Source organism: Formosimonas limnophila (assembly GCF_014652675.1).
Taxonomy (GTDB): domain Bacteria; phylum Pseudomonadota; class Gammaproteobacteria; order Burkholderiales; family Burkholderiaceae; genus Hydromonas; species Hydromonas limnophila.
This window is the reverse complement of sequence record NZ_BMZG01000001.1, coordinates 44,079-66,765: the sequence shown is the minus strand read 5'-3', so window position 1 is coordinate 66,765 and position 22,687 is coordinate 44,079. Positions and strand designations below refer to the sequence as shown.

The window sequence follows — 22,687 nt, the reverse complement described above, 5'->3', positions numbered from 1 at the left end:
TTTTTTATGAGGCATTTTTTTGTTCAACCAACTGAGCGCTGGTACGACCAAAACGCCGTTCACGCGTTTGATAAGACGAAATCGCCTCCAAAAACGCTTCTTTATTAAAATCAGGCCAGTACGTCGGTGTGAAAAACAGTTCAGTATAAGCCAACTGCCACAGCAAGAAATTCGAGACCCGCGCCTCACCACCCGTGCGAATGAATAAATCTGGCTCAGGTAAATCAGACAGCTGCAAATATGTTTTCAAGTCATCTTCTGAAACAGGCGTATTCTGAGGTACACCAGCGGCCGCCCGCGCAGTCAACAAATCATTCATGGCATTCAGAATATCCCAACGCCCACCATAATTCGCCGAAATGGTCAAAGTCAACACACGACCATCCCGTGTTTTTTCGTGCGCCTCAGCAATCAAGCCTTGAATGGTGGGATCAAATGCCTCCAGCGCACCAATAACCCGCAAGCGAATGCCATTTTCGGCCAAAGACTTAATCTCACGACGCAAACTGCGCATAAACAGCTTCATCAAAAACGACACCTCCGTCGGAGGGCGGCGCCAATTCTCGGAGCTAAATGCAAATAGCGTCAGGTTTTCGACACCAATTTCCACGCAAGCACGCACAACATCGCGCACCGATTGCACGCCTTTTTTGTGCCCCCACACACGTGGCAGACCACGATTGGTCGCCCAACGACCATTGCCATCCATGATGATGGCAATGTGCTTAGGCACTGTACTGACAACAGGAATGGCTTGGGTACTGCTGATGGTCTCACTCATGGTTTATACCTCTACACGACGTTAGAAAAAAAGCAGGTCAGACAGCTTTGACCCGCTTCGTTGGCACATCGTAATGGCTTTGTGTGTTTCACACGTGAAGTCACTGTGTAGAACGCGCTTAAACTTTTAAAATTTCTTCTTCTTTTTGTGCCAATAGTTTATCAATATCAGCAATGAATTTATCCGTGGTTTTTTGCACTTCGTCTTGGGTGCGACGGTCATCATCCTCGGTGATTTCTTTGTCCTTGAGTAGTTTTTTCAACTGTTCATTGGCATCACGACGGTGGTTGCGAATCGCCACTTTGGCCGCTTCGCCCTCAACTTTGGTCAATTTGACCATTTCTTTGCGGCGCTCCTCTGTCAGTGCGGGCATTGGCACGCGAACCATATCGCCTTGAGTGGCTGGGTTGAGACCCAAATCGGCTTCACGAATGGCTTTCTCGACCACCGCAATCATATTTTTTTCCCATGGCTGAACACCGATGGTACGCGCGTCAATCAAGGTCAAATTCGCCACTTGTGACAGTTGTGTTGCCGTGCCATAGTAATCCACGTGAACATGGTCAAGCAAACTCGGATGCGCACGACCTGTGCGGATTTTGGTCAAATTATTTTTGAGCGCGTCAATTGAAGCGGTCATTTTTTGCTGAACATTGGTCTTAATCTCTGCCAAAGGCATATGAAACTCCTTGATGAATTAAACGGGGACGATGTTTTGCCTGCATAAAACCTGTATAAAAATAGCGGTCAAACGATTGACCGCTATTTTACTGGTTTTTGTGTTGCGTCGCATTGGTTATTGCGCTCGCGATAAAAAGAGCAATTGGGAGAGAGCCGAGACACAAAACCAAAAATCATTGAATCAGATGATTTAAGAAACTGTCCCAACTCGAACTGACGTGTCTGCTTATGGCTTTTGCATGCGCCGAGCTCGAAGATAAACAGGCAACAGCCAAACCACCTGAACCAGCACATAACCGAGCACCGCGAGAAAAATACCCAAAACGGGAATACCAACCAACAATGGCCAACCCAAAGCCATCAGCCAGTCCCAAACACCACTGAGCCAGCCTTGTGACTGTGTCAACGCACTCATATCGGGCATGGGATGGTCGCCAGGCACCACCCAACGCCCCATTTGAAAAGCCAACATGTACAAAGGCACAATCGTCAAGGCATTGCTGTATAAAGTCGCGATGACGCCGACCAAGGCATTGCCCCGCCACTTGATGCACATGAGAACTGTCGCCGCCATTTGAATGGGGCCAAGTGGCAAAAGGCCGCACAATAGACCAAAAGCAAGCCCTTTGGCCAGCGGATGCCTGCTAAAACTAAGCACATCATGCTGATCAACCCATGGGCGAATTTTAGCCCCCAAAGGCCCGTTCAACAACGTCATAGCTTTCGGCTCTAAGCTTCGAAACCAACGTCGGATATTCATGAGACTCCTATGCGTTTTTGTCTTTGCTCTCGTCTTCTACTTGCTCTTGCCACAGCGAAGGCTCATCGGCTTTTTTGCGCGTACTCCACACCGATATCAGCATAGAGCTGGCAATCAAAGAGGCTGTCACCGTCAATGCAATACCGATGGGGATTTTATAAAAATCAATCATGAGCATTTTTGCGCCGATAAAGACCAACACCAACGCCAAACCATAAGGCAGCAAGTGAAAACGATCAGCCAAATCAGCCAATAAGAAATACAAAGCACGCAAGCCCAAAATCGCAAAGATATTCGCCGTCAGCACAATAAATGGGTCACTGGTGATCGCAAAGATGGCAGGAATACTGTCCACAGCAAAAATCACATCGGTCGTGCCAATCAAAATCAAGACGACAAACAGCGGTGTGTAGTATTTCACCCCATTAATCATCGTGCTGAGTTTCTCACCGTGAAACTGTGTGGTGATATTGATGCGTTTTTTCAAAAGCCTCAGCACAGGATTCATCTCGATGTCAGGGTCTTTACCTGCTGCGAACCACATTTTGGCACCCGTGATGACCAAAAACGCACCAAATACATACAACAGCCAGTGAAACTTAGCCAACAACCACGCACCAGCCAAAATCAAAATCGCCCGCAGGACAATCGCACCGATAATCCCGATAATTAACGCACGTTTCTGCGACTCTGCAGGCACAGCGAAATACGTGAAAATCATCAAAAAGACAAAAATATTGTCCACCGACAGGCTTTTCTCCACCAGATAACCCGTAATGAACTGCATCGACACTGTATTGGCCACCTCACGTCCTTGACTACCGTCTAAATACCACCACAGCAATGCGACGAAGACAAATGAGAGCGAAAACCAAAGCAGACTCCACCACGCCGCCTCTTTCATCGTGACTTTATGTGCCCCCTGTTTTTCCATGACCAATAAATCCACCGCAATGGCGACGACGACAAAGACCGCAAATCCCGTCCACATCCACCATGTTCCAATCGTTTCCATATCGACTCTCCTTTGTATATAGGGCTTTCAAATGTGGTGATAGCTTTGACATCCGCCATCACCGTTTAGCTTGAAATCATCAAACCAATTATTTGCCAGCATATTCAAGCGAGGAATGATGAAGTACTATTCTCAAAGAACCCTGAGCATCTTTGACGTACCCCCACGTTTTATCAACGGTGGTTTTTTTGCCGTCTTTACCTACAAAGTGCACCTTACCCATCGTCAGAGCAGAGTCACCTTCCAAATAAATAGCGGCGTTATCAACTTCGCATTTTTTCCACCCCTTTAAAGCAAATCCTGTGTCTTGCGGAAAGTTAGAATCGCCACCGACAAAGTACGACAAAGCACCATCACTCGTGGTTCTAAATGTTTGAGGATTAACGGTTAAGGTTGGCTTAAACAAAACAGCCCCTAATTGATAACCATACGCACCATCAATTACTTGGGCAGCCAGCTCTTTGGCAGCAGCATGCCCATTTTTTTCATAAGCACCGCCAATGTCCAACAGCGCCTTGCACCAGTTGTTTTGGGCAGCCACAACCTCTTGCTCAGAAATCACTTGATTAACAACCACCGTTTTGGCGGATGCCTGACTAGTAAAGAAAACCATCGCCAACGCAGAAATCAAAAATTTAGCACTCATTTTATTCAGCCTTTTCAGTTAATTAAAATCCAACTCATACATCTCAAAAAACAACCAAAAGTGTGGTAATAGGTATAAAAAAAGACCCAGAACCGCTCCACCACACCGATGGCCAACAGTTCTAAGGTCTTGCTTGCATTCACAGCCGTGAACGCCTTGCATGCCGGAAATGATGAATCATTTCGTAATGACGACAGTGCAACGAAGGAGCTACTCCCCAAAGAATGAAGTGATTGTATTAAAGTTGAGTAAAACAGTCAAGCTTTAAAATAGATTAAGGCGTGTTAACACCAAACCTATAACCACATGGTTTTATAAAAGATTGGATGAAGTCCCTATGATGGAGAACGCCATATTTCTTATTGAAATCAATAGGTTAAAAAATAGTATTAACAGACCATAAATCCTATATCTCATATGGTCATATTAAAACAAATCATCAGGATAAAAAAATACACCGAGCTGACTAGAAAGTTATTCGTATCACTGTGATGAATTAAGTTCTTTACACGTTAATGATTTTCCTTTTTCATCATTAACATCTTCAGTCAAAATCACCTCACCATGATGCTCCCACCATTCAATTTTTTTGTTCATCAACATCATCGGTTCGCCATAACGCTCACCATTGGCTGAAAGCAAACGAGGTAACGTATAGTTTTCATTTTTATACTTGATCTTGATAAACTCCAAGCTTCCATCGGATAAACGATAATGAGTTGCTGTAGCAAACTGGCCGTTATTGCATTTATAATTAGCTTCTTTACCAGAAACAACTTTTAATGCAGTCGCTTTGGTAGGAGCTGCAAACGCTATCGATTCAGTCGCCAGCAACAAAACAAACCCCGATAAAAAAAGAGACGCTTTTTTCATATAAAATATCCTTTTTAAAATTTAATCAATCTATATAATAACAAAATCAGACGATACGTGTTTGAACAAACAAATATATTTCGACACTTTTGACCAATCTAAACCGTGCTATTTTTGCAGAAGGAAAAATTAATCATGACCACAAAAAAATTGATATTTAATGGTGTTTTTATGTTGACTTTGGTTGGTATCTCGTCAACCACTTGGTCATCAGAGGTATGCCCTGCAGAAATCACAACAACTCAAGAAATACTAAACGCCCCATCAGGTTATGAACCAGCAAATGACGATTATGGTCCGCATCGCTTACAATCAATCCGCGTATACGACGGCTTGGTAAAAGACATGGCAAGCCTAATTCCTGACGTTCAAAAAAAGAATTTGCAACGCTGGAATTTTGACAAAAAATCACGTTCACAGCCACGAGAAGTAGCATGCCATTACTCAAGAACCCGAGTGATACTGACCAAATCTTTACCGACAGGCACAAGCTCTTGCACCGTGATATACAACCCAATCGTTTACATCGAAGGAAACAATGAAATTAAATCATTCACCTGCAAATCTACTCAGTAACTCATAAACCATAGGGGCCGCTACACCAGCTGTTGCTATAAAACACATTTTTAGGGCTTGCTCCGAAACCACTTCGTCTTCAGGCCTTTTCGCATTACGAGCCAAACAAACCGACAGTGGCTTATCAAAAAAGACAGCAACCACTGGCATTCCTCGCCCTTGAGCAGCAGAAATAATAGGCAGATGCTCCTCTGCCTTAAGCAAAATGGCATAAAAAAGACCCAGAACCGCTCCACCACACCGATGGTCAACAAGTTCTAAGGTCTTGCTTGCATTCACAACCGTGAACGCCTTGCATGCCGGAAATAATCAATAACTTCGTAATGACGACAGTGCGATGAAGGAGCTACATTCCCAAAGAATGGAGTGGGTTGTATTAAAATTGAGTAAAACAGTCAAGCTTTAAATCCCATGGATTGAAATATTAAAACCACCAACCTATTTCATTCAGATAAAGCATAACGTGGAGGTCACCGGCGCTGCGCACGGTTATGCGTCTGACTCACGAGCAACAGCCTTCGCCGGCGAGATAAGTACGGCCGCAGTCGTTGCACTCGACAGCGTCAATAGAGGTATTGCAGTGAAAACAGAATGGTTTGTCGTGATACCCAATTACCAAGTAGGACTTGCGACAAATTGGGCAGTCAAGCGTTCCACCGAACTCATCTGGAGTGTTTGACTCCTCGTTGTTCCAATCTGGCCAAGTTTCGTACATCCATTGTTCAAGCCGATGCATTGCTATCCAGTGTCGGTCTTGGTGGTCATAGACCAAGCTTTTAATCTCGCGCAGTGTTTCAGGTGATACGTCGTTTTCAAGTTTGGCCTTCAGCACACCATCTGCGAAGAACAAAATGAAGGCGAGCGACTCCGAGATAATGGTTTCGTCTTCTTCTTTATGATCGTAGCGATGGTGCTCAATGCGGTTCCGTCGCTTTTGAATCCGTTCAATGACTTCTTGCGGTTGCTTCGGCAGACCCAATCCAAGATTTTCTAGGCGCGTGAGCGCCTCTTTAATCCCGACCGTCATTGAATCATCGGTGATCTTCGCGTCGATGTTCCGATAGATAAGAATCGGGTTCGTTCGATACAACTGCTCTTTCAGGAATAGTTCGATTGCATGAAAGAGCGTCAGAATTGCGTGCTTCCGACTGGAATAGCCTGGCTCCTTCAGGAAGTGCTCGATTCCAATTCGAAGCGAGTCAACCGCATTTGCGTAAATATCGCTCACGTGGGCTCCGATTGAGACGCATAACGTAAGTTATACGGCAAAACACACTGATATTCCGTTTTCATTTCGCCGCATATCCTATTTAAAAAAACAAAATTAAACCTTAAAAACAAAAGGTTACGTAAAGTCACTTTTTGTTATTTATCCTAAAGCACACTAAAATCATGCACCGTATTTTCGCAGCACTTTAAAACATTTTCGTCGCTCAAACATGAACGAGTGTGCCCTCATCCTCACCCATGACCATGCGTTTGAGCGAGCCTTCTTTGACAATCGAGAAGACTTTAATCGGCATTTTTTGGTCACGGCACAGGGCGAATGCAGTGGCGTCCATAACTTGGAGGTTTTTGCTGATGGCTTCGTCAAATGAGATGGTGCTGTAGCGGGTGGCATTCGGGTCTTTTTTCGGATCAGCGCTGTAGACACCATCGACTTTAGTGGCTTTTAAGACGATTTCCGCACCGATTTCGACACCGCGCAGCGCAGCGGCAGTGTCGGTGGTGAAAAATGGATTGCCTGTACCTGCGGCGAATATGACGATTTTGCCTTCGTCAAGGTGACGCATGGCGCGTGGGCGGATATAAGGTTCGACGACTTGGTCAAGACGAAGTGCGGATTGCACACGGGCTTCGACGCCTGCGTGTTTCATGGCGTCTTGCAGTGCGAGTGCGTTCATGATGGTGGCCATCATGCCCATATAGTCGGCTGTGGCGCGATCCATCCCAGCTGCGCCGCCTGCCATACCGCGAAAAATATTACCACCGCCGATGACGATGGCGATTTGGACACCCATCTCAGCAACTTCTTTAATCTCGGCGACCATGCGCTCGATGGTGGCGCGATTGATGCCGAATGCGTCGTCGCCCATGAGGGCTTCACCTGATAATTTGAGTAAAACACGTTTGTAGGCGGGCATGGACAACTCCTTATAATGAATGTGTGATGAAACGAGGATAATCTACTTTTTAAAAATCACTCAGCAAAGCCACAGGTTGAGTTGAGAAATATCTGCAAAAAACAAATCATTTCAAGCAGTTAGAAAATAACATTTGCGGTTATCTTAACTGAAACAAGGCCAAATCAGGTGATTTTTAAAAAATAGACGAAATAAAAGCGGGCTATGCCCGCTTTTATGAAAACGTTTATGCTTGAGTGGCTGCAGCGACTTGGGCTGCGACTTCTGCGGCAAAATCGTCGACTTTTTTCTCAATGCCTTCACCAACGACAAACATGGTGAAACCAGCAACTGTGGTGTTTTTCTCTTTGAGCATTTGTTCAACGGTTTGTTTGTCATTTTTAACAAATGATTGGTTGAGCAAAGACACTTCTTTGAGGAACTTTTGCACAGAGCCTTCAACCATTTTTTCAGCGATGTCAGCAGGCTTGCCTGATTCGATGGCTTTTGCACGAGCAACGTTACGCTCAGTTTCGATGAGTTCTGCTGGCACTTCGGCAGATGACAAAGCCACTGGCTTCATCGCAGCGATGTGCATTGCGACATCTTTGGCTGCTTGCTCGTCGCCTTTGTACTCAACCACAACGCCAATACGCGCGCCGTGCAAGTAGTGAACGAGGCTGTTGTCAGAGTCAAAACGTTTGAAACGGCGGATGCTCATGTTTTCACCGATTTTACCGATGAGGTCAGCACGGGTTTGTTCAACGGATTTGCCGTTCAAATCCAACGCGCCCAAAGCGGCCACGTCAGCAGGGTTTTGTTCTGCGACCAATTTCGCTGAACCATTCGCCAAAGCGAGGAAGTCATCGTTTTTCGCAACGAAGTCAGTTTCAGAGTTCACTTCAATCAACGCGCCTTTGGTGCCACTGATGTACACAGCAACCACACCTTCGGCAGCAATACGTGAAGCAGCTTTGCCTGCTTTGCTACCGAGTTTAACGCGTAAAATTTCTTCGGCTTTGGCCATGTCGCCAGCGGCTTCGGTCAAGGCTTTTTTGCATTCCATCATTGGCGCGTCAGTTTTGCCGCGCAGTTCAGATACCATTGCTGCAGTAATCGTTGTCATATTTATTCCTTTAATCTTTAAAAAGGGGCATTTTGCAACGCCCCTGTTTGGTGACTCTATGATTGATTAATGAATCAATCATGAACCGGCACTTAAATTAAGTGATTAAGCGTCTTTTGTCTCGTCTTCCACTTCAACGAATTCGTCCGCTTCTTTGGCTTCTTGAACCGCTGCAACGACTTCTTGCACCGCATTCGCACGGCCTTCGAGAACCGCATCAGCCATACCACGAGCGTACAAACGAACAGCGCGAGCCGAGTCATCGTTACCTGGAATCACGAAGTCAACACCTTTCGGATCGTGGTTCGTGTCAACCACAGAGATCACTGGAATACCGAGGTTTTTCGCTTCGAGCAAAGCACCTTTGTGGTAGCCGATGTCAACGACGAAAATTGCGTCTGGCACGCCGTTCATGTCTTTGATACCGCCGATGGATTTTTGTAGTTTTTCGAGTTCACGTTTGAACAACAACGCTTCTTTTTTGCTCATTTTTTCGGCTTCACCAGACTCGATAGACGCTTCCATTTCTTTCAAGCGTTTGATTGAGGTCTTAACCGTTTTGAAGTTGGTCAAAGTACCGCCCAGCCAGCGTTGGTTCACGTAAGGCATGCCCGCACGAGTGGCTTCTTCAGCCATGATCTCGCGAGCAGCACGTTTTGTGCCAACGAACAAGATGGTTCCGCGACGAGCCGCTAGTTTTTTAACCACTTCAGCGGCTTCGTTGTACATCACAACAGTTTTTTCGAGGTTGATGATGTGAATTTTGTTGCGGTGGCCGTAGATGAACGGTGCCATTTTTGGATTCCAGAAACGAGTTTGGTGACCGAAGTGGCAGCCCGCTTCCAGCATTTCACGCATAGTAACTAACATAGTAAAACCTTTGAATATTTTAAGGGTTGGGTCTAACGAGGGCCGCTTTGTACGGGTTTGAATCATTTTTGACCAAACACGCACCCTTTTACGACCAACGCGCGATTTTTACATCTGTCCCAAACAGACACACAAATCAAGTGCAGTCATGTCCAAGACAGCTTATAATTATAGAATAGTTTAAGAAAAAAGTAAATTCCTACATGACATACGGGATCACAACCAAATTTTTTGCTCAAAGCACCTTAAACACCTCACTAATTACTGACATCCAAAACACCATGACCGTCACCATCCATAACGAAACCGACATCGCACACATGCGTATCGCCTGCAAACTGGCCTCTGAAGTGCTTGATTACATTACGCCTTTTATCAAAGCAGGTGTCTCGACCGGTGAAATAGATAAACTCTGTCATGATTATATGTTGGATGTACAAAACACCGTGCCCGCCACGCTCGGCTATCAGCCACCAGGCTACCCGCCCTATCCTGCCTCATGCTGCATTTCCCTTAATGACGTGATTTGCCACGGCGTGCCATCGTTCGACAAGATTCTCAAAAACGGCGACATCGCCAACATCGACATCACCGTGATTACGCCAGCGGGTTATTTTGGCGATAACAGTCGCATGTATATCGTCGGAGAAGGCTCCATCGCTGCAAAGCGTCTGTGCGATGTGACGTTTGAGTGTATGTGGAAAGGCATTGCGCAAGTCAAAGAAGGCGCGACACTGGGTGACATCGGCGCGGCCATCGCCACTCATGCACACGCACACGGCATGTCAGTGGTACGCGAGTACTGTGGCCATGGTATTGGTAAAAACTTCCACGAAGACCCGCAAGTTTTGCACTATGGTATCAGAGGCCACGGCATGACCCTCAAAGCGGGGATGATTTTCACCATTGAACCAATGATAAATGCTGGTAAGCGCGATATTCGCGCCATGCCTGATGGCTGGACAATCAAAACCAAAGACCGCAGCCTGTCTGCCCAATGGGAACACACGGTATTGGTCACGCCGACGGGTTATGAGGTTCTGACACTGTCTGAAGGCAGCCCTACGACACCGTCATTCATCACATCAACCTGCACCTAACTCTCGAAGCCTTTGCCCACATCGCGTGGGCAAATTTTTGTCGTTTCGGCTGTAGAAACACATTTGCTTTTGATACACCGTTGCTGCTAAAGGCAGGATTGTGTACATTCGAATATTCGATCCTCTTATATTCTCATGAAAACTATTTATATTTTATTTAAAAATACCCAATGAATTCTCCAACGTTTCACACCCGATGGCCTTTAATTATTGTTTTGTGGTTTTGCGGCATGGGGGCTGCCATGCAGTTTGCCAAGGTGTCCTTACCGATTGATGAGTTGCAAACGTATTACGATGCGAGTTTGAGCGAGATGGGCTTGGTGTTGTCTTGGGTGGGCGTGTGCGGTATGGTTTTTGCGGCTTGCGTGAGTGTCTTTATCAATCGTTTTGGTTATCGTCGGTTGTTATTTTTAGCGATGTTTTTGGCAACGGTGCTCGCATGGGTTCAAGTGCTTCTACCGCCCATGCCTCTATTGCTGGCCACCAGATTAATTGAGGGCGTGTCACACCTCATCATTGTCGTCACCGCGCCCACACTGATGGCAGCGGCGTGTCGTGCTGACCAACGATCCATGGTCATGAGCTTGTGGGGTACTTTTTTTGGCGTGACCTTTTCGTTACTCGGTGCGTTATCGCCATGGCTAATGCCAATGGGTGTGACATCGTTCTTCGTGTTTCATGCTCTGTGGATGCTGGTGATGCTGGTTTTATTGGCACTGATGTTTCGCACAGATTTGATTGCTCTACCCCATCCAAGACCTCAGATTTCCATCAAAAACATCATCGAGCAACATGTCCAAATATACGGCCAGATGCGCACAGTGCTCCCCAGCCTGTGCTTTATCACCTACACGGCGTTGTACGTCGCATTACTGACTTTTTTCCCAAAAGTCGGTGGTGCGGGGCCTGACTGGCTACGTGCCGCTCTGCCTTTGGTCAGTTTAGCTGGGGCTTTCGGAGCTGGGGCTTTGGTACAAAAAGGCTTGAAACCGACACAAACGACGGTGGTGGCATTTGGTAGTGCTTTGGTGGCGTTTTTGGTTTTGGCGGTGGCTTGTCAGCAAGGATTAGAACTGTCGTGGTTTAAGGTGGCCACATTTTTCACACTGGGACTGATGCAAGGTGCGATTTACGGCATGATTCCTTATTTAGCCACACAGCCTGCACAGCAAGCTCAATCCATTTCAGCGATTGCTCAGTTGGGTAACCTCGGCTCAACCATTGGCCCACCTTTGTTTGGCATCGCTTTTGGCACATGGGGCACAACAGGCATTTTGGGGTTATCATTACTGATGCCTGTCATCGGCTTGTTTTTGATTGTGTATTTTTCACGCAAACTCGATAATTAGTCACACCACCGAAACCTTCAACCATGTCATCTTCCACCTACAGCCTCATCCGTCAAAAAATCCTCAATCAGTTCTGTAAACCTGAACTCTCTCCCACCGTGCGAGTTCGGCGATTGTTGCGTGATTTAACGACGGCTGCTGATGCGTGTATTCAAACGGCATGGCAAAAACATATTGATGAGAATACCCCCACGTCTTTAGCCCCCTTGGTATCTTTGGTGGCCGTCGGCGGCTATGGCCGCGGCGAATTGTTGCCCAACTCTGATATTGATTTATTGGTGCTGATTGACGGAGTCAACATCAGTGCAGCACAACGCGCTCAATTAGACAGCGCCATCGAAGCGTGGGTCAGCGCGCTTTGGGATGAAGGGCTGACGTTAGGCCACAGCGTGCGCACCGTGGAGGAGTGTTTGAGTTTTTGCCAAGAAGACTTATCAACACAGACGGCTATTTTAGAAGGTCGTTTGTTGGCGGGTTCTAAGGCTCTGTTTGATGGGTTCTACCAGTCTTTCCACGCACAGTTTGATCTACCGACATTTTGGCGTGAAAAAATCGCCGAAATGCGTCAGCGTCACGCAAAATTTGCCGACACCCCTTACAGCTTAGAACCAAACTGCAAAGAAAGCCCTGGCGGCTTGAGGGACTTACACCTCATGCTGTGGCTGGCTCGCGCCGCTCGCATCGGCAACACGCATCGCACCAGTTGGCAAGATTTACGTGATACAGGCTGGCTGTCCACCGAGCAATGGCGTTTATTGCAACGCTGCGAAAACTGGTTGTTGGCCATGCGTGCACATTTGCACATTTTGAGCCGCCGTGCCGAAAATCGTGTGTTGTTTGATTTACAAGGCTCAGTGGCAGAAGCCTTCAGCTTTAAAAACACCCCTGGAAAACGCGCCAGCGAGCTTTTGATGCAGCGTTATTATTTGTCGGCAAAAACCATTTCTTTGCGTTGCACCTTGTTTTTGCAAAAATTCGATCACTTAATGTCGCCACCGACCTCGTCACACACGCCACATCGCGTCAAAGACTTTCCCGATTTTTTTGTGGTGGACAACTTATTAAACATCGCTCGCGATGATGTGTTTATCGAAAAACCACACCTACTGCTCGATTTATTCCTCGCCTACGCGAGTCGTCCCGACGTAACGGGTTTGACCTCGCGCACATGGGATGCGCTGCTCAAGGCACGCCACTACATCAACCCAGACTTTCGCCGCGATCCTGCCAATCGCCAAAGGTTTATCGAGATATTTAAATGCCCTGATGGCATCACGCACACACTGAGACTGATGAACCAAACAGGTATTTTGGGGCGATACTTACCCGCGTTTCGCCACATTGTCGGACAAATGCAGCATGATTTATTTCATATTTACACGGTGGATCAACACATTTTGACGGTGATTCGCAACCTGCGTCGCTTCACGCTCGAAGAGCACATTCACCACCACGAATTGGCCAATCAGGTCATGAGCGAGTTTGGCGAACCATGGCTGCTTTATCTGGCAGGTTTGTTTCACGACATCGCCAAAGGGCGCGGCGGCGATCACTCCGAACTCGGCACTGTCGACGTCGCGCGTTTTGCCAAACAACATGGTCTATCGACCGAGCAAATCAGCCTACTGAAATTTTTAGTACAGCATCACCTCACCATGTCCACCTTTGCCCAAAAAGAGGACTTAACCGATGTCGAGGTCATCGCCAAATTCGCCAAACTGGTGAGAACACCGCGGCGCTTACAAGCGCTGTACCTGCTCACTGTGGCCGACATTCGCGGCACCAGCCCGAAAGTTTGGAATGCATGGAAAGACAAACTGCTGTCTGATTTATACCGCATGACACTACGCTATATGTCTGGCCGCACGCCGATTCCCGCCGACCTTATCAAAAAACGTCAAGAAAACGCCCTGCGCCAACTCCCGCCTGACACGTCAAATGAGGCCGTTCACAACCTTTGGCGTCAATTTGACACCGAGTATTTTTTGCGTCATGACACGGCCACCATCGCATGGCATGCCGCCCACATCACCAGCCACACGGACGAGACCACTGTCGCCGCCCAACCCTATATCAGCAACAGCGAGCACAGCTTGCACATTATGGTTTACACACCAGACGCCGTGGACGTATTTGCGCGCTTGTGCTCATTTTTTCAGCAACGCCAATGGTCAATTTTTGACGCACAGATTTACACCAGCACACACAATTATGCACTGGACACCTTTCAAATCGTGCTGCCTGAATTTGACAAGCTTGACCACGTCAAGCCCGAATTCATCGCAGAGCTCGTGGCAGAACTCGAACACACGCTCAGTCAAACCACCCCACTGCGCGAACCGAGCTTAGGACGTCTATCGCCCCGCTCACGCAACTTCCCCATCACTCCGCTCATGCTGCTCCAACCCGATGAGGACAAAGACGAGTACGTCCTGCGCCTCACCGCCACTGACCGACCAGGGATTTTGTACAGCATTGCTTATATATTTAAAACGCTTAAAATACGTCTGCACAGTGCCCGCGTCGTGACGCTCGGAGAACGCCTTGAAGACGTATTCATCATCTCATCCGCACAATTAAGTAACCCTTCACACATGGCACAGCTAGAGGAAGAGATTATTAAAGTCTGTACCGTGGAAAACTAGCGATTCTTTCCAGCGGTAATGACGAACATGGATGCCCGTCATAAACGTCATACTTGTTTTACAGCGTTCTCTTTTGTACCATGTCGATTTTTTATTAGACAACACTGAATTAGACGAGTTGTTTTTAAATTTGATTACTTGAGGCCTATATATAACCCATTGATTTTATTGGCTCAGGTTTTTTTGAGGTATAGCTTATTCCGCGACACCTTAACACCTTTCATAGAGTTTATATGCAGTTTCCAGAAGCCCTCCCCTTTTATCTGCACGTCATTGGTGCGTTTTTTGACAATGCCATCAATTATTTCTTGTTCACCGCTCCTCCCTTTGTATTGTTTTGGATGTGGGGTAAGTCATATTTTCAAAAAATCCGCATTCAGTGGGTTAAACGTTCGTTTGCTCACCATATTCGTCATGATTTAATGTATTCAATGCTGTCATTTGGCGTTTTTGCATTGCTCAACGGTTTTGTGTTGTATCAACTCAGCCGTGGCCATACGCTGATCTTTACCGATTGGTCTCAAACGAATCCTGTGATTTGGGTGGCGACGTTTTTATTTGTACTGTTTATTGATGATATGTTTTTTTATTGGTCGCATCGTTGGATGCACAACCCAAAGATTTATGGGCATGTTCACCGTGTTCACCATGAAAGCACTGATACTAGCCCATTCACCGCTTACGCCTTTCACCCTTTAGAGGCAGTGATTGAAGGCATGACAGCTTTAATTTTGCCCTTTGTGCTACCCATGCACTGGAGCGTATTTTTGGCTTGGCAATTATTTTCTATGGTCAACAACGTGGTGGCTCATCTAGGGTATGAGCTATATCCAAGAGGCTGGGTCAAGCTGCCTCTTCTGCGCTTCAAAACAGCATCGGTACATCACAACATGCACCATCAACTCTTTGATGGTAACTATGCCTTGTATTTCACTTGGTGGGATAAGTGGATGGGGACGGAGTTTAAAAACTATGAACAACGTCATCAGGCCATTTTTGAACGCGCTCAGTTTCCACTTAGCAGTGATGGGTTTTATCAACTCAATGTTTCACGACTGGTTCGTGAGACTGACGAGGCGGTCAGCGTTTATTTAGACAGCGCGCCCAGTTTATTTAAAGAGTTTTTACCGGGTCAACATGTCCGATTGCGCATCAAACTGCATGGAACAACAGGCGAAACACACACCCGCACTTTTTCACTATCAAGCATTCCGAATGTGGACGGCTTTACACGTTTAACCATTAAGCGCAACCCTGCAGGGCAAGTGTCTGATTATGTTAATCATCACCTACAGGTAGGCGATACCATTGAGCTTTCGGCTCCTCAAGGTGATTTTTGCATCACACTTGAGCCAGCCAAGCAGCAAAAATACCTCCTAATCGCCGCAGGCAGCGGGATAACACCTATTTACAGCATGGCTGCCAGCATTTTACACACCGAGCCCAAAAGCCATGTCACGTTGCTTTATGGTAGCCGCAATGCTGAGCATTGTATTTTCCAGAACGAAATCAATCATCTTCAGACTCAATTTCCGAGCCAACTACGACTGATCAATCGTTTCAGCGAGCGCAATGAACGTATTGACGAACAAATACTGACGCAAATAATACGAGATACACCCCTCAACCAGCTGGCCATCTATTTGTGCGGCCCTTCTGCGATGATGCAAAGCAGTACTGATATTTTGTTAAATTTAGGGGTTAATGCTTCTCAAGTTCACCAAGAGTCTTTCAGCGGCACAACCTGGACAGAGCAAGACTTAGAAGGCGTCGTGCCCGCAACCATCACCAGCCGAATATTTGGACAAACCCATGAGTTTGCAACGGATGGAAAAACCAGTATTTTGTCACATGCCATTGCACAAAATATTCCCTTGCCTTTCTCATGCCAACAAGGTCAATGCGGCACATGTAAAATGCGCTGCGTCTCAGGAAAAGTCAAAATGCCAAAGCACCCTGCTTTAAGTGAAATGCAAGTGCAGGAAGGTTATATTTTGACCTGCCAGTCTCTGCCACTGACGACGCATATTGAGCTTGAACCATGAGTATTAGTTATCTCAAAAGGTTTATTTGGTCTATCCTTTTTTAACCATCTTTCTTAAAGGCATATTTTCCTCCAGTCTTAGACACGGGAATAATAGGTTTTTACTGTTTCTGCTTTTGTCTAAAACTTTCAAATTTTTAAATCTTTGATCAGTCCCAACACTCCAAATCCATGACGACTCTCCAGATGTACTCTGCCCCATGGTGGGCGCGCAATGCACACATCCAAACCATATTGCCAACGTTTTTACCCATGCCGCTGCCTCAGTACGAACGTGAGCGCTGGGAAACACCTGATGACGATTTTATTGACATTGACTGGGTCAACAAAGACTTGGTGCAACAGCCAAATCAACGACTGATTATCTTGTTTCATGGTTTGGAGGGTTCAAGCAGTAGTCCTTACGCAAAGGCACTGATGAACTTATGTCATGAGCAAGGGCACACTGGGGCTGTGATTCACTGGCGTTCATGTAGCGGTGAGGTCAATCGACAAGCGATCTTTTATCATTCTGGTTTTAGCAGTGAAATTGATTGGATTTTGCGACGAATGGCGCAGCAGTTTCCACACACTCGCCGCCATGTAGCGGGTGTTTCGCTCGGTGGCAATGCGTTAATCAAATGGCTGGGTGAACAACGCGCCGATGCCAACGCCATCATAAAAAGCGCTGCAGCAATCTGCCCACCGCATGATTTGAAAGCAGGAGCAGTCGCCTTATCAAAAGGCTTTAACCAGTGGGTATACATGCGAAATTTCCTGTCTACCCTGAAACGAAAAGGTCTGCAAAAGCTAACCATGCACCCGAATGCGCCGATTGATGCAGCGTTGATTCAACGTTCGCAAAATTTCTTTGATCTTGACAATGCCATCACTGCGCCACTGCATGGTTACAAAGATGCAGAGGACTATTGGGCACGAGCGTCATGCAAATCATTTATGCGACACATCCAAACACCGACGCTGGTGTTAAATGCACTTAATGATCCATTCATCCCTGCCGAGAGTTTGGCCAAACGCCACGAAGCGAGCACCCATGTACATCTTGAGTACACCACGGCAGGTGGTCACGTCGGATTTATTTATGGCAAAACACGGGTGAGTTTGTCATGGCTGCCGCGACGGGTCATGAGATTTTTTGAAACCCATTCGGGCGAAACATCACTCACTGAGTAAATCTTTTCATGCAGTATAATCCATCATCGTTTCACTTTTTATTTTGAGGTTTCTTATGGCTGCTCTGCGCTCTGCCTTATTTATTGTGTTATCCAGTTTATGGACCATTTTTTACGCGTTCGTCTGCATGGCTACTGCAATACTACCTTATCGTTGGCGCTATACAATCACCGGCGGATGGAATCGCGGTGTCATTTTCATGGCACGCTGGATTGTTGGTATCGACTACAAAGTTTTAGGCAGAGAAAATCTGCCCCCACCCAACACGGGCGCGATTGTACTGGCCAAACACCAATCCGCATGGGAGACGATTTACCTCATGTACGGCTTGGGTAATCCACTGTGTTTTGTGTTTAAACGTGAATTACTCTGGATTCCTTTTTTTGGCTGGGGCATTGGCTTGTTGCGCATGGTCGCTATTAATCGAAAAGCGGGGCAAGACGCCTACACCCAAATGGAGAACCAAGCCCGCGTTCGCCTAAATTCTGGTGTTTGGATGATTTTATTTCCAGAGGGCACTCGAATTCCTGTTGGTAAAAAAGGCAACTACAAAACAGGCGGTACGCGCTTATCGGTTGGCCTGAATGCCCCCATCATTCCCATTGCTCACAACGCGGGCTACTGCTGGCCGAAGCACTCATGGATTAAGCAACCAGGCACCATCGTGGTGTCTATCGGCCCTGCGATTTATCCCAATGGTCGTGGAATGACAGCCGTGCACCAAGAAATGGAAACGTGGATAGAGAATGAGGCCGCCCGCCTGCCGCAGGCACGATGAACCACACTATCAAGAGGTCATGCCACATTGAAACGACTCAAACAATGGTTGAACACACTCCAATTGTCTCTATTTAGTGACGATGATGTCGTCGTCACGCCGCCTGCTCTCAGCCCTTCTCCTCAACCACACCTGTCGAATGACATTGATTCAATAGGTGGTTTTAAGCAACCAGCAGATTCACGCCCCATTACACTCCACACACGCACAGACTCCCATACTGTTTTTTATCGCATAGAGCGCACACGTCGCCGCACCGTGGGTATGCTCATTGATGAAAACGGTTTACGTGTCCGAGCGGGCGCTCGCGTCCCCATCGCAGAAATCGAACGAATTTTACACAGCCGCGCTGACTGGATTATCAAACATTTGCGCGGCATGAAAGACAAACCACGCCTCACACTGGTTCCCTCGTTAATGATAGAGAATGGTGATGTCTTGAACATCCTTGGTGTGGCCACACAGATTTTCTGGCAAGAACGTGTGCCGAAATTCAACAGTACCGATGCAAAAAACTGGTTGTATCAAGCAGGAACCACGCGTCAAATCATACTGCGTAAAGTCACTCCAGAACGTCAAGAGCAAACCATGGTGGATGCACTTACTTTGATTTTATTGGCTTATTTACATCAACGCGCAGAGCAATACGCCATGCAATGGCAACTCAACTACCGCAGCATTGGCTTATCAAACGCTAAGACGCTGTGGGGCACGTGTAAATCTGATGGCAGCTTGCGCCTGAACTGGCGACTGGTGTTTTTGGATGCGTCATTGGTTGACTATGTGCTGGCTCATGAGCTGGCACACACGGTTGAGATGAACCACAGTCGTGCTTTTTGGGCGGTAGTAGAAAAACTGTGTCCTGATTATAAAAAACGCCGTGAACTCATCAAAGCATACGATTTACGTAACAGCTAAATATTTCTCTTGCCTAAGAGGCTTGATCAATCAAGCCCCTACTGTTTTGTCTTTTGCAAAACAGATCAATTAGCGTTCAATCAACAAATTAGCACCGCGCCACGCATTTTCAGCTTGCTCAAGCCGCTCGGTCGCCGTGCTTTTGAGCTTTTGAGCCACACCTGCAGCAATCACATTAAACAAAGCCAGTGTCCCGACATGACTGTCAAAAGGCCCTGCGCCTTCAGCGCACACTACCAACGTCTGCTCGGCGTATTGCGCCAATGGCGAGAGCACGCTGTCCACCACCGCAAAAATACGCACACCCAGCTCATGCGCCATTTTAACCGCATGAATCACCCATGCGTCATAGCGACGCAAATCCACCACAACCAAAACATCGTTTTGATTGAGCTGTGCGATGTTGCGCCCAACTTGCACGGGATTGCCCGCCAAACTCTGCACATCAGGGCGCAAAGCACAAAGGTCTTCCATCCATTGCTGCACCACGCCCGCAGAAGCATTGCCAGATAGCAGCGCAACATGAGCATTTAAATCAGCCAATGCTTTGACAACCGCAGCTAGGCTGTCGCTATCAAGGCGTTCTAACGTTCGGTGAAGGTTGTGGATTTCCAACTGCAAATGCTGGGCAATGCTGCTGTTGCTGTGCTCCTTGATGCGCACGGCGGCAGGCAGTAGCTTTTCAGCCATACCTTGTTGCAATGTGGCTTGCAAGTCAGAAAAACCAGAGAAGCCAAGCTTGCTGGACAAGCGAGACACCGTGGCCACACCCGCTTGCGCAGCATTGGCCAAATCACTGACGGTGCCGAAGGCAACCAACTGTGGTTGTTCGAGCAAGATTTGCGCCACGCGTCGTTCGGCGGGTGTCAGTTGGTGGCTGTGTTGGGCGATTAAGTGGTCAAGAGGCATGTTGATTCTCAGTGTTTGAATGCCTGCATTATAAGTGGGGTGTGGTTGGTATGGTATTTTTTGCAAGGACTTCAATTAGTCATGGAATTTAATTTCCATTTAATGTATAATTTGGAATTATTGAATCATTCATTTCAGGAGTCCTCATGAACACCGGACACATCACACCGGCCATCGTTGTCAACCATGTCGCTTTACACTTTGTCACACCCGAAGCTGAGATTGGCTCAGAAGTGTTTATTGACCATGCAACACAGACATTAGCGCAACTCCCTGAATCAATCCGCTCAGCCATTGCACAGTTTCACCAAGAACCACACGTGAGTGGCGCTTTGCTCATTAAAGGGCTGCCCATTGGTCAGCTGCCTGAAACACCACCAACACCTACCACACCGACGAGCAAAGACCACACCAGCGAACTCACGCTATTGGCTGTGGCCAAAGCTTTGGGTGAGCCAGTGGGTTATAAACCTGAGTTGGGCGGGCGTCTGATTCAAAACTTAGTGCCCACCCAAGCCAATCAAGACAGACAAGTCTCGACGTCGTCTAAAGTGCCCTTGATGTTTCACATCGAAGCTGCTTTTCACCCACATCGCCCAGCTTATTTGCTGCTGTTGTGTTTAAAAGGCGATGCCAATGCAGTCACCACCCTCGCCTCCATCCGTGAAGTGCTGCCACATTTGTCTGATGATGTGAAAAAAACCTTGTTTGAACCACGCTTTCGCACCGCTGTTGACGAAAGTTACTTGAATGGCCGCACCAATGTTCTCGGTGAACTCATGCCTGTTTTGAGCGGTGATACTGAACGCCCCACCATGGTTTTTGATGCAGATTTGATGGTTGGCATTGACGACGAAGCGCAAGCAGCTTTAATGGCATTATCTCGCGCTGTTGAAGCACACCACACTGGTGTTTGCTTAGAAACAGGGGATTTACTCATCGTTGACAATGCCGTTGCGGTTCATGGGCGCAGCCAGTACAATCCTCGTTTCGACGGCACGGATCGCTGGTTGCAGCGCACGTTTGTCGTGGATAATCTACAAGCGAGCGCCCCCGACAGAGAGGGGCGCGTCATCATGACTGTTTTCGGAGAAGCCCTTGAATCCCATTCACCCCGCGCTGATTAACTTACCCGCACCAAACACCACATTCGCCAGCGATAATTCTGCTGGTGTGCATCTTGCCGCATTACAAGCAATCATTGATGCGAACACCCACCACGCTTTGGCCTATGGCTCAGATTCGTGGACTCAGGATGTTCAGAAGCGTTTTAAGGAACTATTTGGTGCGCAAAGTGAATCATTCATCGTGTGGGGCGGCACGGGCGCGAATGTGATGGCTTTGGCCACACTGTTGCAAGCGGGGGAATGTGTGGTGTGCAGCGACAAAGCCCACATTGCTTTGGACGAAACAGGTGCTCCTGAGCGCGCACTCGGCGCAAAGCTTCTGACCTTACCGACAAATGACGGCAAAATTCGTCCAGAGCAAATCAGCCAATTATCTAGTCTCATCGGCGTACAACACCACGCCCAGCCTGGTGTATTATCCATCACACAGGCCACAGAACTCGGCACGTTGTACACAGCTGACGAAATTCGCGCCTTAACCTTCGAAGCCAAAAAACTCGGCATGCGTGTTCACCTCGATGGCGCACGCATTGCCAATGCCACGGCTGCTTTGGGTGGCACTGTGGATACACTACGCGATTTCACGGTTCACGCAGGCCTTGATGTGGTGTGCTTTGGTGGTACCAAAGCTGGCTTGGCATTCGGTGAAGCCGTCGTTTACCTGAACCCTGAGCATGCGCGCCGCGCCAAATACGTGCACAAACAAGTCAATCAACTCCCCTCTAAAATGCGCTTTGCCGCCGCCCAGTTATCGGCCCTGCTCGACAATCAGCTTTGGCTCACCTTGGCCACACACGCCAACCAAATGGCACAACGACTCTATCACGCCACCAAAGACATCTCTGGTGTGAGCTACCCACATGCACCTGCCATTAATGGCCTCTTCCCCATACTCCCACGTGCCGCCATCGAGCCACTGGCTGATTGGTGCAAGTTTTGGGATTGGGATGAATCCATCAATCAAGTACGCTGGATGACCGCATGGGACACCACCGAGCAGGACGTTGATCGCTTTGCTGCGGGCGTCAGAGCTATTTTGGCAAGTCAGTCATAAATCAATCCGAAAAGCCTCCCACTTCCCCCAACAGTAAGCCAGTTGCGTCCAAAAAGCAAAGCAACTGGCAAAACCATCCCAACACTTTCACCAGCTATCCTCAAGCCGCACGCCTGCCTGTGATAAAATGCGCGCTTTC

Annotated in this window: 22 protein-coding genes; 10 read left to right on the top strand and 12 right to left on the bottom strand. The window is 47.5% G+C overall.

What is annotated here, in order from left to right; translation table 11 throughout:
* Positions 1-4: 4 nt before the first annotated feature.
* From uppS to IE082_RS00290, 6 genes are all read right to left on the bottom strand, one after another.
* Positions 5-781 carry a polyprenyl diphosphate synthase gene (gene uppS, locus IE082_RS00315; protein ID WP_189490175.1) on the bottom strand — a complete coding sequence of 259 codons (777 nt, stop codon included), beginning with the start codon at positions 779-781 and terminating at the stop codon, positions 5-7.
* Between the two features lie 118 nt (positions 782-899).
* Positions 900-1,460: a ribosome recycling factor gene (frr, locus tag IE082_RS00310; RefSeq protein ID WP_189490173.1), complete on the bottom strand. Its 561-nt coding sequence runs from the start codon at positions 1,458-1,460 to the stop codon at positions 900-902.
* A 228-nt stretch (positions 1,461-1,688) separates the two neighbouring features.
* Entirely contained in the window at positions 1,689-2,222 is a 534-nt protein-coding gene (locus tag IE082_RS00305) for a DUF2062 domain-containing protein (protein WP_189490171.1), read from the bottom strand.
* A gap of 7 nt (positions 2,223-2,229) precedes the next feature.
* Positions 2,230-3,237 (bottom strand): TerC family protein, encoded by a 1,008-nt coding sequence (locus tag IE082_RS00300; RefSeq protein ID WP_189490169.1) that lies wholly within the window; start codon positions 3,235-3,237, stop codon positions 2,230-2,232.
* A gap of 88 nt (positions 3,238-3,325) precedes the next feature.
* Positions 3,326-3,883, bottom strand: a complete 558-nt coding sequence (locus tag IE082_RS00295; protein ID WP_189490167.1) for a metal-independent carbonic anhydrase family protein — start codon at positions 3,881-3,883, stop codon at positions 3,326-3,328.
* Positions 3,884-4,366: 483 nt separating this feature from the next.
* Positions 4,367-4,756 (bottom strand): MliC family protein, encoded by a 390-nt coding sequence (locus tag IE082_RS00290; protein WP_189490165.1) that lies wholly within the window; start codon positions 4,754-4,756, stop codon positions 4,367-4,369.
* 135 nt (positions 4,757-4,891) lie between these two features.
* Between IE082_RS00290 and IE082_RS00285 the strand changes: the two genes are divergently transcribed.
* Positions 4,892-5,332: an STY0301 family protein gene (locus IE082_RS00285; protein WP_189490163.1), complete on the top strand. Its 441-nt coding sequence runs from the start codon at positions 4,892-4,894 to the stop codon at positions 5,330-5,332.
* Here the strand turns inward: IE082_RS00285 and IE082_RS00280 are convergent.
* The 5 genes from IE082_RS00280 to rpsB all read right to left on the bottom strand — a co-directional run bounded on the left by IE082_RS00280 (position 5,306) and on the right by rpsB (position 9,451).
* Positions 5,306-5,611, bottom strand: coding sequence for an ATP-binding protein (locus tag IE082_RS00280; protein ID WP_189490161.1), 306 nt, complete (start codon positions 5,609-5,611; stop codon positions 5,306-5,308). The genes IE082_RS00285 and IE082_RS00280 overlap by 27 nt on opposite strands.
* 223 nt (positions 5,612-5,834) lie before the next feature.
* Complete coding sequence (locus IE082_RS00275) at positions 5,835-6,560, bottom strand: hypothetical protein (protein ID WP_189490159.1); 726 nt, start codon at positions 6,558-6,560, stop codon at positions 5,835-5,837.
* A 205-nt stretch (positions 6,561-6,765) separates the two neighbouring features.
* Entirely contained in the window at positions 6,766-7,476 is a 711-nt protein-coding gene (gene pyrH, locus IE082_RS00270; protein ID WP_189490157.1) for a UMP kinase, read from the bottom strand.
* 226 nt (positions 7,477-7,702) lie between these two features.
* Entirely contained in the window at positions 7,703-8,581 is an 879-nt protein-coding gene (tsf, locus tag IE082_RS00265; protein WP_189490155.1) for a translation elongation factor Ts, read from the bottom strand.
* Positions 8,582-8,686: 105 nt separating this feature from the next.
* The gene (gene rpsB / locus IE082_RS00260; protein ID WP_189490153.1) at positions 8,687-9,451 is read right to left on the bottom strand and encodes a 30S ribosomal protein S2; all 765 of its coding nucleotides are present in this window, start codon (positions 9,449-9,451) and stop codon (positions 8,687-8,689) included.
* Between the two features lie 281 nt (positions 9,452-9,732).
* On the opposite strand from rpsB, the gene map reads away from it, so the two are divergent.
* From map to IE082_RS00225, 7 genes are all read left to right on the top strand, one after another.
* Positions 9,733-10,551 (top strand): type I methionyl aminopeptidase, encoded by an 819-nt coding sequence (map, locus tag IE082_RS00255; protein WP_189490151.1) that lies wholly within the window; start codon positions 9,733-9,735, stop codon positions 10,549-10,551.
* A gap of 170 nt (positions 10,552-10,721) precedes the next feature.
* Positions 10,722-11,900, top strand: a complete 1,179-nt coding sequence (locus IE082_RS00250) for an MFS transporter (RefSeq protein WP_308428979.1) — start codon at positions 10,722-10,724, stop codon at positions 11,898-11,900.
* A gap of 23 nt (positions 11,901-11,923) precedes the next feature.
* Positions 11,924-14,545, top strand: coding sequence for a [protein-PII] uridylyltransferase (locus tag IE082_RS00245; RefSeq protein WP_189490147.1), 2,622 nt, complete (start codon positions 11,924-11,926; stop codon positions 14,543-14,545).
* Between the two features lie 233 nt (positions 14,546-14,778).
* Complete coding sequence (locus tag IE082_RS00240; protein WP_189490145.1) at positions 14,779-16,590, top strand: sterol desaturase family protein; 1,812 nt, start codon at positions 14,779-14,781, stop codon at positions 16,588-16,590.
* A 170-nt stretch (positions 16,591-16,760) separates the two neighbouring features.
* The gene (locus tag IE082_RS00235; RefSeq protein WP_229809650.1) at positions 16,761-17,762 is read left to right on the top strand and encodes a YheT family hydrolase; all 1,002 of its coding nucleotides are present in this window, start codon (positions 16,761-16,763) and stop codon (positions 17,760-17,762) included.
* A 199-nt stretch (positions 17,763-17,961) separates the two neighbouring features.
* Positions 17,962-18,540 (top strand): lysophospholipid acyltransferase family protein, encoded by a 579-nt coding sequence (locus IE082_RS00230; protein WP_229809649.1) that lies wholly within the window; start codon positions 17,962-17,964, stop codon positions 18,538-18,540.
* A gap of 48 nt (positions 18,541-18,588) precedes the next feature.
* On the top strand, positions 18,589-19,458 hold the full coding sequence (locus IE082_RS00225; RefSeq protein ID WP_189490141.1) for a M48 family metallopeptidase: 870 nt from the start codon (positions 18,589-18,591) through the stop codon (positions 19,456-19,458).
* A gap of 69 nt (positions 19,459-19,527) precedes the next feature.
* Here the strand turns inward: IE082_RS00225 and IE082_RS00220 are convergent, their stop codons facing one another.
* Complete coding sequence (locus IE082_RS00220; RefSeq protein ID WP_189490139.1) at positions 19,528-20,367, bottom strand: MurR/RpiR family transcriptional regulator; 840 nt, start codon at positions 20,365-20,367, stop codon at positions 19,528-19,530.
* A gap of 146 nt (positions 20,368-20,513) precedes the next feature.
* Here IE082_RS00220 and IE082_RS00215 point away from each other — a divergent pair, with 146 nt between their 5' ends.
* Positions 20,514-21,494 carry a TauD/TfdA family dioxygenase gene (locus IE082_RS00215; protein ID WP_189490137.1) on the top strand — a complete coding sequence of 327 codons (981 nt, stop codon included), beginning with the start codon at positions 20,514-20,516 and terminating at the stop codon, positions 21,492-21,494.
* Entirely contained in the window at positions 21,466-22,548 is a 1,083-nt protein-coding gene (locus IE082_RS00210; RefSeq protein ID WP_229809648.1) for a threonine aldolase family protein, read from the top strand. Before IE082_RS00215 ends, IE082_RS00210 begins: the two co-directional genes overlap by 29 nt.
* The last annotated feature ends 139 nt before the right edge of the window (positions 22,549-22,687 follow it).